Below are 13,474 nucleotides of genomic sequence, written 5' to 3' on the forward strand. Positions count from 1 at the left end.
GGGCAAGCACGCTTCTTTTTTACTATAACGGTTACTCATCATGAATATCAAGCACCGCCTGTCAGCAATCCTCGTACCCGTCCTGCTGTCGGCCATCGCGGCGCAGGCGGCCGCCGGCCCGCGCTGCGAAGTGGCCAGCGGCGAGCGCACGGCGGCGCTGGTGGAGCTGTACAGCAGCGAAGGCTGTTCCAGCTGCCCACCGGCCGACCAGCGCCTGAACGCCTTGCGCAAGGAAGCGGGCGCGGCCGGCCTGGTGGTGCCACTGGCCCTGCATGTCACCTACTGGGACCGCATCGGCTGGGCCGATCCGCTGGCGCAGCCGCCGTTCGACGCGCGCCAGGCCGAACTGCTGCGCGACCAGCGCCAGCACGTGGCGTACACGCCGCAGTTTTTCGTCGGCGGCAAGGAAGTGCGTGGCTGGGACGCGCAGTTGCCCGCGGCGATCGCCCGCATCAACGCGACCCCGGCAACCGTCAACCTGCGCCTGTCGGCCATGCCGGGGCAGGACGGCAAGCTGCTGCTCGACGCGCAGGCGGCGGCCGTCGATGGCCATACGGGCGGCAAGCTGTACCTGGCCATCAGCGAAAGCGGCATCGTCTCGCAGGTGCTGCGCGGCGAGAACCGCGGCGCCACCCTGCGCCATGACGCGGCCGTGCGCCTGTGGCTGGGGCCGGTGCCGCTGGTCCAGGGTCGCGCCAGCCTGCGCCGTGAAGTGAGCCTGCCAGCCGGCTGGCACCAGGACCGGCTGCAAGCCGTTGCCTTTGTGCAGCAGGCCGAAGGCAGCACCATTTTGCAAGCCGTCGGCATGGCGCCTTGCGCACGAGGCGCGCTGTGATGGCCGCCCACGCCGCAACGGGCGCCGTGATCCATCCCGCCTGGCTGCGCCTGACGCACTGGCTCAACGCGGTGGCGGTGGTGCTGCTGGCCACCAGCGGCTGGCGCATCTATAACGCGGCGCCGTTCTTCCCGTTCGAACTGCCGCGCGCGCTGACCCTGGGCGGCTGGCTGGGCGGCGCCCTGCAATGGCATTTCGCCGCCATGTGGCTGCTGCTGGCCAATGGCGTGCTGTATCTGCTCATCAATATCGCCAGCGGCCGGCTGCGCCGCCAGTTCTTTCCCCTGTCGCCAGGGGCGCTGCTGCGCGACCTGGCCGCCGCGCTGAAAGGCAAGCTGGCCCATGCCGATCCGCGCCACTACAACATGGTGCAGCGCGCCGCCTATCTGTTCGTCATGCTCGATTGCATCGTGCTGGTGCTGTCGGGACTGGTGCTGTGGAAATCGGTGCAGTTCCCCCTGCTGCGCGAGCTGCTGGGCGGCTACGAGAGCGCCCGCCGCGTGCATTTTTTCGCCATGGCGGCGCTGGTGGGTTTTGTGGTGGTGCACCTGGTGATGGTGGCGCTGGTGCCGCGCACCTTGCTGGCCATGCTGCGCGGACGTTAGGAGTTACTCATCATGAAAAAAACCATTATCGTGCACCAGCAGGGCCAGGCCATGCTGGCCGACGCCCTGCGCCAGGTTGCGCAACCGTCGCGGCGGCAATTCCTGCAGCGCAGCCTGAGCCTGGGCGGCCTGTCCTTGCTGACGGGCTGCAATATCGGCGACCAGGCCAGCGTGGACGCCGCCCTGGTGACGGTATCGCGCTTCAATGACAGGGTGCAGGGCTGGCTGTTCGATCCGTCCAGGCTGGCGCCGACCTACCCCGATTCCATGATCACAAGGCCGTTTCCCTTCAATGCCTATTACGGCGAGGACGAAGTCGAGCAGGTCGACGGCGACGCCTGGCGCGTAGAGTTGAGCGGCCTGGTGGCGCACAAAAAGCCGTGGAGCCTGCCGCAACTGCGCGCCTTGCCGCAGCAGACGCAGGTCACGCGCCATATCTGCGTGGAAGGCTGGAGCGCCATCGGCAAGTGGGGCGGCGTGCCGTTCGCCCATTTCCTCGACCTGGTCGGCGCCGACAAGACGGCGAAATATATCGCCTTCAAGTGTGCCGACGATTACTACACCAGCATCGACATGGCCACCGCGCTGCATCCGCAAACCATCATGGCGCTGAGCTGGGACGGCCAGCCGCTGCCGCCCAAGTATGGCTACCCCATGAAGCTGCGCATGCCGACCAAGCTGGGCTACAAGAATCCCAAGCATGTGCAGGCCATGTTCGTCACCAATACCTATACGGGAGGGTATTGGGAAGACCAGGGTTACAACTGGTTTGGCGGTTCCTGACAGTTTTTCAGCAGTACCAGTGGTACCTGTAGCACCTGTATCAAACCCGGGCATAGTCCCATCCAACCTCAAGACAAGGAATTATCATGAAAAATACCATCGCCACCATCACCGCCATTATCGCCACCACCATCTTCATGTCGGGCGCCGCCCTGGCCCAGGATGCCATGAAGAAAGATCCGATGGCCAAGGATGCCTCGGCCGACGCCATGCACAAGGACGGCATGGGCAAGGACGGCATGGCCAAGCCGATGCCGAAGAAACACATGAAAAAAGATGCCATGGCCAAGGACGGCATGATGAAAAAAGATGACATGAAAAAAGACGAGATGAAAAAGGATGAGATGAAGAAAGACGCCATGGCCAAATAAACGCCGATCGTGGCGTCATCGCCGGGCAGGGTGTAGACTGGCAACTCATCGCTTTTCTTCCTGCCTGGCCATGACCGAAACGCCCGCTGCCGCGCCAGCTTCACGTCCTCCGCTTACCCCTCTTGCTCCCATCGCTGGCGCTGAAAAATCCATGCGCCGCCGCTCCCTGTTCGCTGCCTGCGGCGCGCACGCCGTGCACGACGGCCTGACGGACGCCATCTATGTGCTGCTGCCGCTCTGGCAGGCGCAGTTCGGCCTCAGCTATGCCATGGTGGGGCTGTTGCGCGCCGCGTATTCGGGCACGATGGCCAGTTTCCAGCTGCTGGCCAGCCGCATGGCCAAACGCTGGGGGCGCGAACGCATGCTGGTGGCCGGCACGGCGCTGGCGGGCCTGGCCTATCTGCTGGCCGGCCTGGCCGGTGGCCTGGCGGTATTGCTGATGGCGCTGCTGCTGGGCGGCTTGGGCGCCAGCGTTCAGCATCCGCTTGCCTCGTCGATCGTGACCGACACGCATGAGGCGGGCGGCGGCGTGAAGGAGGCGCTGTCACAATACAATTTCGCCGGCGATATCGGCAAGACCCTGATTCCCGCGCTGGTCGGTTTGCTGCTGCTGGTGTGCAGCTGGCAGGCCAGTGTCGGCCTGCTGGGGCTGCTGGGCCTGGCCGCCGCCGGCTTGCTGTGGTGGCTGTTACCCAAGCCGGACGAGGTGCGGGCCAGCCAGCAAACCGTGCGCAAAGCCATCGCCGGCAAACAGGCGCGTGGCGGCTTTCATGCATTGCTGGCGACCGGCACCCTTGACAGCGCCGTGCGCATGGGGTTTCTCACCTTTCTGCCATTCCTGCTGAAAAGCAAGGGCGCCGGTACGGCGGGCATCGGCCTGGCCCTGTCGCTGCTGTTCGTCGGCGGTGCTTTCGGCAAGCTGCTGTGCGGCTATCTGGGCGCGCGCATCGGCATGATGAAAACCGTCTGGCTGACCGAATCGATGACCTCGCTGTTGATCGTGCTGGCGCTGTGGCTGCCGCTGGCCGCCGTCATGGCCATGCTGCCCTTGCTGGGCCTGGCGCTGAACGGCACCTCGTCAGTGCTGTACGGCATGGTGCCGGAACTGGCGGCGCCCGGCAAGCGCGAGCAGGCTTTTGCGCTGTTCTATACGGGCAGCATCGGCGGCGGTGCCGTCGCGCCGGTACTGTTCGGTGCGCTCGGCGACGCCACCGGCGTACCGCTGGCCTTGCTGGCGCTGGCCGCCATGCTGCTGCTGACCTTGCCGCTGGCGTGGCGCGTGCAACAGGATTTGCAGCCGTGATGCCTATGCGTTTTTGATTTCCTTTTTTGCCAAGGTGGTTTTTTGATGCGTACTTTGATATTCGGCACCGCGTTGCTGGCGTTTTTGTCTCCGGCCATGGCTGCCGGGGAAGACACAACCCAGGTGTACTTCAGCAATGGCCAGCTGGAATATATCGGTCCCATCAATCAGACGGCGAACCAGCAATTGACCGCGCTGTATGACAGCCTGGCGGAGAAGCCGGCCGTGCTGTCGATACGCAGTCCGGGCGGCGAAGTCAATGCGGGCATGGACCTGGGCGGATGGGTGCGCGCGCGCAAGCTCGATGTCCGGGTGATGGAGTTCTGCCTGTCGTCCTGCGCCAATTATGTTTTCCCTGCGGGAATCAAAAAGATCGTCAGCAACTTTGCCATGATCGGTTACCACGGCGGGCCGGGCAAGCTGGAGAAACTGACCCTCGATGACAGCGCCCAAAAGATCTATGCCGCCTTGACGCCAGAGCAGCAGAAAGCATTCATGGCCGAGATCGACAGTCTCAGCCGCCAGGGCGGCAACCGCGAAGCGCAGTATTTCGAGCAACTGGGCGTGCGCGCCGATATCAGCTCGCTGGGCCAGAACGAACGCTACGACCAATTCGTCAAGGCCAACCCGAATGCGGCCGGCTGGACGTATAGCCTGGAAGACTTCGCCCGGCTGGGCGTGCACGATATCTCGGTCATCAATCCGCCGTGGAAACCGGGCGGCGCCGCGCGCGCGATGGTGTTTCTGATGATACCGGTCGACAGCAAATAGATGAAGCCGCTGGACTTGCCCGCCAGCGCATCCATCGTCTACACTCGCCGCATGAAAAATTTTGAAAAGCGGCGCGACCGCTACGAGCTGTTCAGCTCGTTTGAAAATCCGCTGGTCAATATCAATTTCCTGCTCGACGTGCCGGATTTCCGGCCCTGGTGCAAGCAGCAGGGAATTCCCGTATTCCACTTCTTCCTGTATTGCGTGCTGAACACGGTCAAGCAAAGCGACAACTTCATGTACCGCATTCTTGATGGCGAAGTGATCAGGATCGATGACTTTCCCGCTTCCTACACCGTCATCAATGCCGACGATAATCTGAACTACACGCGCTTCGAGATGACCGACCAGCTGGACCTGTTTATCGCCCGCAGCCTGGACGCCAAGCGCATCGCCGAAGCTTCAGCCAAACTGATCAATACCGGCGAAGGGGAAAGCGTGCGCGAACAGCGCCACAATATCTTTATTACCAGCCTGCCATGGCTGGACCTGCGCGCCATCGAGCACCCGGTCTACCGCCATGGCGACGCCGATATCCCGTGCATCAGCTGGGGCAAGTTCGGCGCCGGCGTCGATGGCCGCATGGCGGTGCCGTTTTCGGTGCAGGCGCATCACGGCTTTGTCGACGGCTACCATATCCAGAAGCTGGCGCAGGCACTGGATCAGCGCATCGCCGCCCTCATCGCCTAGGGGCAATATGCGCTGGGCACCTGTCCCAGCACCCGGCGAAACGCGGCCGTAAAGGCGCTGGGGCTGGCATAGCCCAAGTCGAGCGCCACGCGGGTAACGGCTTGGCCGTCGGCCAGGCGCGCAATCGCCGTCAGCAAACAGGCTTGCTGGCGCCACTGCGCAAAGCCGAGGCCGGTCTGGGCGCGGAACATGCGCGTGAACGTACGCCGGCTCATGCCTGCCTGGCCAGCCACGGCGTCGAGGTCGTCATGCAGATGGGGTTGCCGCAGCAGGCTGGCGCACAGGCACGCCAGCCGCGCATCGTGCGGTAGCGGCGCACTCAGGGGCAGCGCCGGCATGGCGCCGATTTCATCGAGCAGCAAGGCCATCAGCCGGCCTGCGCGCGAGTCGGGCGCATACAGCGGCTCCACTTTGACCGCCTCAGCGAGCAACTGGCGCAGCAGCGGCGTCGCATCGAGCACCCGGCAGTCTGGCTGCAGTTGCACTCGGGCAATGGCGCGCTGGTCAACAAAAACATTGAGCATCGTCACATCACCATGCATGCGCATGGCGTGCTCCATGCCGGGCGGCAACCAGCAGGCGCCTTGCGGCGGCACCAGCCAGTTGCCTTGCGGCGTATGCACGCTGATGGCGCCGCTGGCCGCGCAGGCAAACTGGCCGCGCGCGTGGCGATGGCTGGGAAATTGCGTGCCGGCGGCATAGTCGCGCCTGGTGGTGATCAGCTCACGCGGCACCTCCGTATAAAAATCGCTCATGGCCCGAACTCTACAGTATCTGACCCGCTAACGGTAGCGGGCCGACTGCGTGACCGTTACCATCGCTGATTTGAAAGGTAACAATATGGTCAATTCCTGTCATCGCCATGGCAAGGGCGAGCACGCTGTGATCGTCCTGCACGGTTGGTTCGGCGACGCGCAGGCGTTCGCACCGATGGAAGCAGGGCTGGACGGCAATCGCTTCAGCTATTTCTTCATGGACAGCCGCGGCTATGGCGCCATGCGCGGCGCGGCCGGCGAATACACGATGGAGAAAGTCGCGCGCGATGCGCTGGCGCTGGCCGACAGCCTGGGCCTGGCCACCTTCAGCGTGCTGGGCCACTCGATGGGTGGCATGGCGATGGAAAGGCTGGCCTTGCTGGCGCCCCGGCGCCTGCGCAAGCTGGTGGCGGTGGCGCCCGTGCCCTGTTGCGGCGTGGCGCTCGATGCACCGGCGCGTGCGCTGTTTCTTGAAGCGGCCGGCAACTTGACGGCACGGCGCGCAATTATCGACCGCAGCACGGACGGGCGCCTGCCTGCGGCCTGGCTGGACTGGAAAGCGCAATACTCCTGGGCCAGCGCCGAGCCGGTCGCCTTTGCCAGGTATTTTGTTTCCTGGAGCGACACAGATTTCAGCGCCGAAGTGGCGCAGGCGCGGCTGGATGTACCATTGCTGGCGCTGGTCGGCAGGCATGACCCGCGTTTCGATGCGGCCCTGATGCGCCGCACTTATCTGGCGTGGTATCCGCAAGCAACACTGGCAGTGCTGGACAATGCGGGCCACTACCCGATGAACGAAACCCCGCTGGCGCTGGCGGCCAGCATCGAGGCTTTCCTGCTGGCTTAGGCCGCCTTGCTGCGCAGGCGCAACAAGCTCAGCCCCAGCAGCACGAAGGCGCCGCCCGAAATGCGGTTGAACAGCTTGGCGCGGCCGGGGCTGGCCAGCTGGCTTTTCAACAGGCGTGCCAGGGTGGCGTAGAACAGATGGGCCAGCATGGCGCAGGCGACAAACGAGGTCGTCAGCACGGCGAACTGGATAGCCACCGGCTCGCCCGGCGTAATAAATTGCGGGAACAGCGCCGAGAAGAACAGGATGGCTTTCGGGTTGGTCAGCGCCACCGTCAGGCCCTGGCGGAAAAGTTTCCAGTTCGAATGTGGATTGGCCGCGCGCGGCTGCAAGGAAACGTCCGCTGCGGCAACGATGCTGGTCTTGCTGCGCCACTGCTTGATTCCCAGGTAGACCAGGTACAAGGCGCCGGCCAGTTTCAACAGCATGAAGGCGGTGGCCGAGGTGGCCAGCACCACGCCCATGCCGGCCATGGCGACGCCGGAAATAATGAACAGTCCCACGCCATTGCCCAAGCTGCTGACCATGGCGCGGCGCGGGCCGACGGCGATCGAATTCGAGATCGCCAGCAGCACGGCCGGGCCGGGCGAAAACGTGACAAGCAGGGCAACGCCGCAAAACAGCAGCCAGTTCGAGAAATGCATGGGGTACCTGTATAAAAAATCAAGCGGCCCCTATTGTACGAAGTTTTGCCGCCGGCCGGGTCGCTTCCTCTTATTTAGGCCGTAGCGAGTCCAGCTGCGCATCGGGCGGCGCCAGGTTACCCACGCGCTGGCGTTTGACGGCTTCTGCGACGGCGCGCGCCACGTTGCGCACCTCTTCCTGCATCGCCGTGTCGCGGTCCAAGGTTTCATGGCTTTGCGCGTAGCTTTCGTAATAGCCGATATAGCGGTCCAGCCTTGCCTTGGCGCCGGCCGCGACCAGGCCCATCCAGTCGAGCCAGTCGGACAGGCCGCGCCGCACGCCCTCGATGCCGGCCACGTCGCCATGCACCACCAGTCCATAGGCGCGCCCGGCCAGGTGCTTGGGATAATCCCAGCCCTGCAATTCCAGCGCCTTGGCTTCGACCGCCTTCTTGCCATGGGTGGAGGTGGGGTCGGGATTGCCGCCGTCGGCGCACACCAGGCGGTCTATCATCTGCTTGAGCACGGCTGGCGTCTGGTACCAGTAGACAGGCGTCATGATGATCACGCCGTGCGCCGCTGTCCATTGCTCATAAATCGACGCCATCCAGTCGTTGACCTGGCGCTCGCCATGGTTGGGGTAGCAGCTGCACGGCCAGTGGCATAGCGGCATGGCGGTCGAGACGCAGCCCTTGCACGGGTGGATATGCAGGTCATACGAGGAAGTGAGCAGGCTCAGGTCCAGCAGTTCCACCACCACGCCCTCGGCTTCGAGGACTTCGCGCGCCCATAGTGTCATGCGCCAGGTTTTTGAAATTTCGCCAGGGCAGGTGCCGTCGTTGCGGGCCGACGCGCAGATCAGCAGCACGCGCGACGGCGTGGCCGGATCTTTCTGGCGCGCTTCGGCCGCCAGCAGGCGGTCACGGGTTTCCTTCCATTCCACCGACAGGTCATAGTCCGGGTCGGCAAAGCCGGGGCCGGCCTTTTGCGTGACGGGCGCTTTGCGGCTGTCCTGGTAATTGCTCCAAGCCACGTCTTCCACCTGAGCCAGCGCCGCGCGCACCTTGTCGAAGGTAGGGTCGGCGAACGAGCGCACGAATTGCAGATGGAATTCGTCGCGCTGCAATTTTGCGGGGGCCTGGCCCTGGCGTGCTGGCGGAATGGCTGGCTTGTCTTTCATCGCTGGCATGGCGCTCTCCTTGTGTGATGAATCATGCTGGCAGCGTGGGGCGGGTGGGTCTGTGCGTTGCGCAACGGTAAGCCCTGATGCTTGATAATTTTCCATTTATGGAATATATTCCCATATATGGAAAATACAGAACACGCTACTGAGCTGCGCCTTGCGCAGCGCTTGCGCCAGCTGCGCATGGAGCAGGGTTGGTCGCTGGACCAACTGGCTGCGCAAAGCCAGGTCAGCCGTGCCACCCTTTCGCGCCTGGAAAACGCCGAGGTCAGCCCCACCACCAGCGTGCTGGGCCGCTTGTGCGCCGTCTATGGCCTGAGCATGTCGCGCCTGCTGCGCATGGTGGAAGAGGACTTTCCAGCGCTGCTGCGGCATGCGGACCAGCCTGTCTGGAGCGATCCGCAAACCGGCTTTCGCCGCCGCTCCGTCTCGCCGCCGTCGCAGGCGCTGGCCGGCGAAGCGCTCGAATGCGAGCTCGACGCCGGCGCCCATATTGCGTATGCGACGTCGCCCCGGCCCGGCATGGAACACCATTTGCTGATGCAGGAAGGCAAGCTGGCCGTGACGGTCGATGGCCAGCGCCACGACTTGCTGCCCGGCGACTGCCTGCGCTACCAGTTGTCCGGCCCCAGCGCCTTCGATACGCCTGCTGACAGCGGCGCGCGCTACTTTTTATTGATTGTGTGATCACTTGTGAGGACCCCATGCAGCTTGTCACCCTGGACGCCGACGCCATTTCCGCGCACCTGCCGCAACTGTCCGCCTTGCTGCACGCCTGTGTGCACCACGGCGCCAGTATCGGCTTTATCCTGCCGTTCGGTCCAGGCGACAGCGATGCCTTCTGGACCCGCAATGTGATGCCAGCCGTGGCGCAGGGCAAGCGCCTGCTGCTGGTGTGTGAACTCGATGGCGCAATCGCCGGCGCGGTGCAGCTGGACTGGGATACGCCGCCCAACCAGGCGCACCGGGCTGAAGTGCGCAAGCTGCTGGTCCACCCCGCATACCGGCGGCGCGGCATCGCGCGCCAGTTGATGCAGGCGGCGGAAGAGCATGCGCGCGCCTTGCCGCGCCAGTTGCTGACGCTCGACACGTGCACCCACGACCACGCCGAACCCTTGTATGCATCGCTGGGCTACGATATTGCCGGCGTGATTCCCGGCTACGCGCTGGCGCCCGAAGGCGGCAGGCTGGACGCCACCACCGTCATGTACAAGCAGCTGACGGGGCATGGCCGCTGACGGCAAATCAGTGATCGTCCTACAGCGCCCCGCGGCGTGTTCTGAATGCCCGTCGTGCCTGCAGCACCTAAACTTCAGTGTTCATGTTCATGTTCATGTTCATGTTCAGGCCGGGCCTGCCGCGCGGTGATTTGAAGCGGGGCCTGCTGGGCCTGTTCGATCCACCTGTGCACCGGCAAGCTGCCGGACCAGCCCTGAACATTTTTCACCTGACCAAGGAGGCAGCATGCCTACAGGCACCAATCCCAAGCGCGAGCGCGAATTCAAACACCTGGAAAAAGAGTTCAAGCAGGAAGGGCGCTATCCGGGCCGCGAAGAAGAAGTGGCGGCGCGCATTGTCAACAAGCAGCGCGCGCAGCAGGGCGAAACGAAGCAGGCCAAGGAGGACGGCGATTTGCCGATCGACGGCTACCAGCACATGACGGTGGCGCAAGTGCGCGAGCGGCTGGCCGGCATGACGCCAGCGCAGGTCAAGCGCGTGCGCAGCTATGAGATGGCACACAAGAAACGCAAGGGTGTGCTGGCGGCGTTGGACGCTTAGATCAGCGTGAGTATCGCGCCGCACCGGGCAATCTCATTGTGTGCGCAAGTAGGCCAGCAGGTCGGCTACCTGCTGCGCGTTGCCGAGGCCCCAGAAACGCATTTTATTGCCAGGAATAAAATCGCCGGGCGCTTTCAGGAAGCTGGCCAGGTTTTGTTCAGTCCACACGATATTCGCGTTTTTCATGGCCGTCGAGTAGCGGTAGTCCGGCGTCGTGCCCGCCTTGCGGCCGATTACCCCTGTCAGCTTTGGGCCGAAACCGGCGCGCGCGGCAGGGCCAACCTGGTGGCAGGACGCGCATCTGTAAAACGCTTTTTGGCCGGCAACGGGGTCGCCTTTCAGTGCGGCGGCCGGCGCTGGCGCCGCGCTGGCGTGGGCGGCGAATAAAACGCTGCTCAGGCTCAAGGCACACCGCAGGCGCGAGAACGATATCGGGAAAAGAGTCATGGTATGTAGTGGTGCTTGCTGCGCGCATGGCGATGGGGTATTTTACAGCGCGGGCGGGTTCAGCGCTTCTGCGCCCCCAGCGCCGCCATCGCTGACGCCAGCACGATGCAGGCAATCGCCAGCCACTGCATCGAACTCAGATGCTCGCCCAGCACCGCCATCGCCGCCAGCGCGCTCACAGCCGGCGCGGCGCTGCTGAACATGCCGAACACGCCCTGCGGCAAGCGGCGCAGGGCGAAGATTTCCAGGGTATAGGGTAGCGCGCTCGACAGCATGGCGATCGCCAGCCCCATCAGGGCCAGCGATGACGACAGCAGCGCCGTGCCCGCATAGGCCGCGCCGATCGGCACCGTCAGCATGGCCGCCACCGTCATGCCCCAGGCCACCGCCTGGCCACCCTGCAGTGAAGAAGCGCGCTTGCCGAAGATGATATACAGCGCCCAGCAGGTGGCCGCGCCCAGCGCATACGCCACGCCAACCGGGTTCAGGCTGCCCGGACTACCCTTTAGCGGCAGCAGCAGATACAGGCCGAACACGGCGCAGCTTACTGCCAGCAGGTCGCGCGGCCGGCGCGACGACAGCATCGCCACCGCCAGCGGTCCCGTTACCTCGATGGCCACCGCGATGCCGATCGGTATCAGCGCAAACGCCCGGTAAATCAGCAGATTCATCAAGCCCAGCACGGAACCGTACACCAGCAAATTGAACACATCCTTGCGCGTGAGCGAAAAACGCCAGGGCCGGAACACCGCCAGCAAAAATAGCGCCGAAAACCCCACCCGGTAGGCCGTAATGCCCTCGACGCCGATCACCGGAAACAGGTTTTTGGCCACCGCCGCGCCCAGGTTGACGGAGATCTGCCCTCCCAGTACTGCCAGGGAAGGGAGCAGGATGCTGTCGGGAACGGGAGAGGTGGTGGCGGGCGAGGTCATGGGGCGTGATTTTAATACGCCACGCTTGAATAGTGGCTGGCTGATTGGATGTACGCGGCGTATGCTTGGCGAGCAGGTCGTCAAATTTGCTTTTCTACACGGAGCCCACATGAAACGAGTCACCGGCATCGGCGGTATCTTTTTCCAGGCGAAAGACCCGGCAATCTTGCGCGCCTGGTATCAGACCCATCTGGGCATCGATGTGCAGGACTGGGGCGGCGCGGCGTTCAGCTGGGCCGGGGAGGATGGCCAGCCCGGCGCCGGCAACACCATCTGGAATATCGCGCCGGCGCAGGACAATCCGTATGCGCCCGGCACGTCGTCCTTCATGATCAATTACCGGGTCGACGATCTCGACGCGCTGCTGGACGCCTTGCGGGCCGAAGGCTGCAATGTGCTGGAGGTGGGCGAGGCGTCGGAATACGGCAAGTTCGGCTGGGTGCTTGACCCCGAGGGCAACAAGGTTGAACTGTGGCAGCCGCCGCCGGGGCAGTAAGCATCGTCACTGCCGTGCTGCCAGCGCCGGCAAATTCCATGGCGTGACGATCTGGATCGCCGACAGCGACTGGGCCTTCTTCAAAGGTGGCAGCGCGCCCAGCGCGCGCAAGATATCCTGGCAGGCGCGGCGCATGTCCTGGCCCAGGTCATGGTGCAGCACGGCCTGGATGGCGCCAGCGCGCAGCAGCGCCAGGTTGTCCGCGTCGAGATCATGGCCGATAAAGACCTGGCAGCGCCGGCTCGCCTGGGCGAACGCTTCGACGATGGCTGCATTGCCGCCGCCTATCGAATACACGCCGGCAATGCCCGGGTGCTCCAGCAACGCCTGGGCTACCTGTGGCCCCGTGCTGCCATCGATGCCGTGGCCTTCGCTCACTTCGACGATGGACAAGTGCCGGTGGCGTTCACGCAGCGCGCGGCGAAAACCGAGCTCGCGCTCTTCCTCGCCGTGGTAGCGGTTGCTGCTGAGGGTGACCAGCACCTGCTGCTGCGTGCCCCCCATCCACTGGCCGATCAGGTAAGCCGCCGTTTCGCCGGCGGCGCGGTTGTCCATGCCGATGTACGTGCTGCGCCGCGAGCCGGGCAGGTCGGTCACCAGCGTCACCACGGGAATGTTCGCCTCCATCAGCCTGGCCACGGCGGCCGAGATTGGCGGCAGGTCCGGCGCCTTGAGCAGCACGCCATGGCTGCCATTCTTGCGTATGCGGTCCAGCAGCTCGACGATGCGTTCTACCTCCAGCGTTTCATGCAGGTGAAAACGCGAGCGCAGCACGGCCGGGTGCAGCGACGGCAGCTCCGCCTCCAGCGCCTGGCGCACCGAGTCCGTGAAACGCTGCGGCGCCACCATCAGCACATCGATCATGAATTTCTTGCCGGACAAGCCCACCTGCACGCTCTGCCTGGCCAGTTCCTCCTGCGCCTGCAGCACGCGGCGCACGGTCGAAGCGTGCACGCCCGCGCCGCCCTTGACGACGCGCTCGACGGTGGCAAGGCTGACGCCGGCCTGCAGTGCGACAACTTTCAAAGGAAAAGGATGGGCCATGGTTTGACGG

18 protein-coding genes are annotated in these 13,474 nt (G+C 64.3%); 12 read left to right on the plus strand and 6 right to left on the minus strand.

The window, feature by feature from the left end:
* Window positions 1-40 precede the first annotated feature (40 nt).
* The 7 genes from AC0Z42_RS02560 to AC0Z42_RS02590 all read left to right on the plus strand — a co-directional run bounded on the left by AC0Z42_RS02560 (window position 41) and on the right by AC0Z42_RS02590 (window position 5,358).
* A complete protein-coding gene (locus tag AC0Z42_RS02560) occupies window positions 41-835 on the plus strand; it encodes a DUF1223 domain-containing protein (RefSeq protein ID WP_485466659.1) in 795 nt (264 codons plus the stop codon).
* Window positions 835-1,440: a cytochrome b/b6 domain-containing protein gene (locus tag AC0Z42_RS02565; protein ID WP_485466660.1), complete on the plus strand. Its 606-nt coding sequence runs from the start codon at window positions 835-837 to the stop codon at window positions 1,438-1,440. The genes AC0Z42_RS02560 and AC0Z42_RS02565 overlap by 1 nt, the downstream gene beginning before the upstream one ends.
* Before the next feature lie 51 nt (window positions 1,441-1,491).
* Window positions 1,492-2,223, plus strand: coding sequence for a molybdopterin-dependent oxidoreductase (locus tag AC0Z42_RS02570; protein WP_485466772.1), 732 nt, complete (start codon window positions 1,492-1,494; stop codon window positions 2,221-2,223).
* Window positions 2,224-2,309: 86 nt separating this feature from the next.
* Window positions 2,310-2,594 carry a pentapeptide MXKDX repeat protein gene (locus tag AC0Z42_RS02575; protein ID WP_485466661.1) on the plus strand — a complete coding sequence of 95 codons (285 nt, stop codon included), beginning with the start codon at window positions 2,310-2,312 and terminating at the stop codon, window positions 2,592-2,594.
* Between the two features lie 151 nt (window positions 2,595-2,745).
* The gene (locus tag AC0Z42_RS02580; protein ID WP_485466662.1) at window positions 2,746-3,897 is read left to right on the plus strand and encodes an MFS transporter; all 1,152 of its coding nucleotides are present in this window, start codon (window positions 2,746-2,748) and stop codon (window positions 3,895-3,897) included.
* Window positions 3,898-3,942: 45 nt separating this feature from the next.
* Window positions 3,943-4,668 carry a hypothetical protein gene (locus AC0Z42_RS02585; protein ID WP_485466663.1) on the plus strand — a complete coding sequence of 242 codons (726 nt, stop codon included), beginning with the start codon at window positions 3,943-3,945 and terminating at the stop codon, window positions 4,666-4,668.
* Entirely contained in the window at window positions 4,669-5,358 is a 690-nt protein-coding gene (locus AC0Z42_RS02590; RefSeq protein ID WP_485466664.1) for a CatA-like O-acetyltransferase, read from the plus strand. It begins immediately after the preceding gene.
* Here the strand turns inward: AC0Z42_RS02590 and AC0Z42_RS02595 are convergent.
* The gene (locus AC0Z42_RS02595) at window positions 5,355-6,113 is read right to left on the minus strand and encodes an AraC family transcriptional regulator (protein ID WP_485466665.1); all 759 of its coding nucleotides are present in this window, start codon (window positions 6,111-6,113) and stop codon (window positions 5,355-5,357) included. The genes AC0Z42_RS02590 and AC0Z42_RS02595 overlap by 4 nt on opposite strands.
* Window positions 6,114-6,198: 85 nt before the next feature.
* Between AC0Z42_RS02595 and AC0Z42_RS02600 the strand changes: the two genes are divergently transcribed.
* A complete protein-coding gene (locus AC0Z42_RS02600; RefSeq protein WP_485466773.1) occupies window positions 6,199-6,960 on the plus strand; it encodes an alpha/beta fold hydrolase in 762 nt (253 codons plus the stop codon).
* On the opposite strand, the gene AC0Z42_RS02605 is transcribed toward AC0Z42_RS02600, so the two are convergent.
* Window positions 6,957-7,604, minus strand: coding sequence for a LysE family translocator (locus tag AC0Z42_RS02605; protein ID WP_485466666.1), 648 nt, complete (start codon window positions 7,602-7,604; stop codon window positions 6,957-6,959). The two genes, AC0Z42_RS02600 and AC0Z42_RS02605, sit on opposite strands and share 4 nt — an antisense overlap.
* Window positions 7,605-7,674: 70 nt before the next feature.
* Entirely contained in the window at window positions 7,675-8,763 is a 1,089-nt protein-coding gene (locus tag AC0Z42_RS02610) for a flavodoxin family protein (protein WP_485466774.1), read from the minus strand.
* Window positions 8,764-8,889: 126 nt separating this feature from the next.
* Here AC0Z42_RS02610 and AC0Z42_RS02615 point away from each other — a divergent pair, with 126 nt between their 5' ends.
* The 3 genes from AC0Z42_RS02615 to AC0Z42_RS02625 all read left to right on the plus strand — a co-directional run bounded on the left by AC0Z42_RS02615 (window position 8,890) and on the right by AC0Z42_RS02625 (window position 10,545).
* Entirely contained in the window at window positions 8,890-9,453 is a 564-nt protein-coding gene (locus AC0Z42_RS02615) for a helix-turn-helix domain-containing protein (RefSeq protein ID WP_485466667.1), read from the plus strand.
* 17 nt (window positions 9,454-9,470) lie between these two features.
* Window positions 9,471-10,004 (plus strand): GNAT family N-acetyltransferase, encoded by a 534-nt coding sequence (locus AC0Z42_RS02620; protein WP_485466668.1) that lies wholly within the window; start codon window positions 9,471-9,473, stop codon window positions 10,002-10,004.
* Between the two features lie 226 nt (window positions 10,005-10,230).
* Window positions 10,231-10,545 (plus strand): hypothetical protein, encoded by a 315-nt coding sequence (locus AC0Z42_RS02625; protein ID WP_485466669.1) that lies wholly within the window; start codon window positions 10,231-10,233, stop codon window positions 10,543-10,545.
* A 33-nt stretch (window positions 10,546-10,578) separates the two neighbouring features.
* Here AC0Z42_RS02625 and AC0Z42_RS02630 read toward each other — a convergent pair whose 3' ends face one another.
* Entirely contained in the window at window positions 10,579-10,950 is a 372-nt protein-coding gene (locus AC0Z42_RS02630; protein WP_485466670.1) for a c-type cytochrome, read from the minus strand.
* Window positions 10,951-11,051: 101 nt separating this feature from the next.
* Window positions 11,052-11,924, minus strand: a complete 873-nt coding sequence (locus AC0Z42_RS02635; RefSeq protein ID WP_485466671.1) for an EamA family transporter — start codon at window positions 11,922-11,924, stop codon at window positions 11,052-11,054.
* Between the two features lie 109 nt (window positions 11,925-12,033).
* On the opposite strand from AC0Z42_RS02635, the gene AC0Z42_RS02640 reads away from it, so the two are divergent.
* Window positions 12,034-12,420, plus strand: coding sequence for a VOC family protein (locus AC0Z42_RS02640; RefSeq protein WP_485466672.1), 387 nt, complete (start codon window positions 12,034-12,036; stop codon window positions 12,418-12,420).
* Window positions 12,421-12,426: 6 nt separating this feature from the next.
* Here the strand turns inward: AC0Z42_RS02640 and AC0Z42_RS02645 are convergent, their stop codons facing one another.
* Window positions 12,427-13,464 carry a LacI family DNA-binding transcriptional regulator gene (locus AC0Z42_RS02645; protein ID WP_485466673.1) on the minus strand — a complete coding sequence of 346 codons (1,038 nt, stop codon included), beginning with the start codon at window positions 13,462-13,464 and terminating at the stop codon, window positions 12,427-12,429.
* Window positions 13,465-13,474: the final 10 nt, after the last annotated feature.

The organism is Janthinobacterium sp. 1L-D-8-B-C4, assembly GCF_057291295.1.

Bases quoted from the DNA above. Each gene is read 5' to 3' on its own strand.
- AC0Z42_RS02560 (WP_485466659.1), top strand. From the start codon at position 41: ATGAATATCAAGCACCGCCTGTCAGCAATCCTCGTACCCGTCCTGCTG.
- AC0Z42_RS02565 (WP_485466660.1), top strand. From the start codon at position 835: ATGGCCGCCCACGCCGCAACGGGCGCCGTGATCCATCCCGCCTGGCTG.
- AC0Z42_RS02570 (WP_485466772.1), top strand. From the start codon at position 1,492: ATGCTGGCCGACGCCCTGCGCCAGGTTGCGCAACCGTCGCGGCGGCAA.
- AC0Z42_RS02575 (WP_485466661.1), top strand. From the start codon at position 2,310: ATGAAAAATACCATCGCCACCATCACCGCCATTATCGCCACCACCATC.
- AC0Z42_RS02580 (WP_485466662.1), top strand. From the start codon at position 2,746: ATGCGCCGCCGCTCCCTGTTCGCTGCCTGCGGCGCGCACGCCGTGCAC.
- AC0Z42_RS02585 (WP_485466663.1), top strand. From the start codon at position 3,943: ATGCGTACTTTGATATTCGGCACCGCGTTGCTGGCGTTTTTGTCTCCG.
- AC0Z42_RS02590 (WP_485466664.1), top strand. From the start codon at position 4,669: ATGAAGCCGCTGGACTTGCCCGCCAGCGCATCCATCGTCTACACTCGC.
- AC0Z42_RS02595 (WP_485466665.1), bottom strand. From the start codon at position 6,113: ATGAGCGATTTTTATACGGAGGTGCCGCGTGAGCTGATCACCACCAGG.
- AC0Z42_RS02600 (WP_485466773.1), top strand. From the start codon at position 6,199: ATGGTCAATTCCTGTCATCGCCATGGCAAGGGCGAGCACGCTGTGATC.
- AC0Z42_RS02605 (WP_485466666.1), bottom strand. From the start codon at position 7,604: ATGCATTTCTCGAACTGGCTGCTGTTTTGCGGCGTTGCCCTGCTTGTC.
- AC0Z42_RS02610 (WP_485466774.1), bottom strand. From the start codon at position 8,763: ATGAAAGACAAGCCAGCCATTCCGCCAGCACGCCAGGGCCAGGCCCCC.
- AC0Z42_RS02615 (WP_485466667.1), top strand. From the start codon at position 8,890: ATGGAAAATACAGAACACGCTACTGAGCTGCGCCTTGCGCAGCGCTTG.
- AC0Z42_RS02620 (WP_485466668.1), top strand. From the start codon at position 9,471: ATGCAGCTTGTCACCCTGGACGCCGACGCCATTTCCGCGCACCTGCCG.
- AC0Z42_RS02625 (WP_485466669.1), top strand. From the start codon at position 10,231: ATGCCTACAGGCACCAATCCCAAGCGCGAGCGCGAATTCAAACACCTG.
- AC0Z42_RS02635 (WP_485466671.1), bottom strand. From the start codon at position 11,924: ATGACCTCGCCCGCCACCACCTCTCCCGTTCCCGACAGCATCCTGCTC.
- AC0Z42_RS02640 (WP_485466672.1), top strand. From the start codon at position 12,034: ATGAAACGAGTCACCGGCATCGGCGGTATCTTTTTCCAGGCGAAAGAC.
- AC0Z42_RS02645 (WP_485466673.1), bottom strand. From the start codon at position 13,464: ATGGCCCATCCTTTTCCTTTGAAAGTTGTCGCACTGCAGGCCGGCGTC.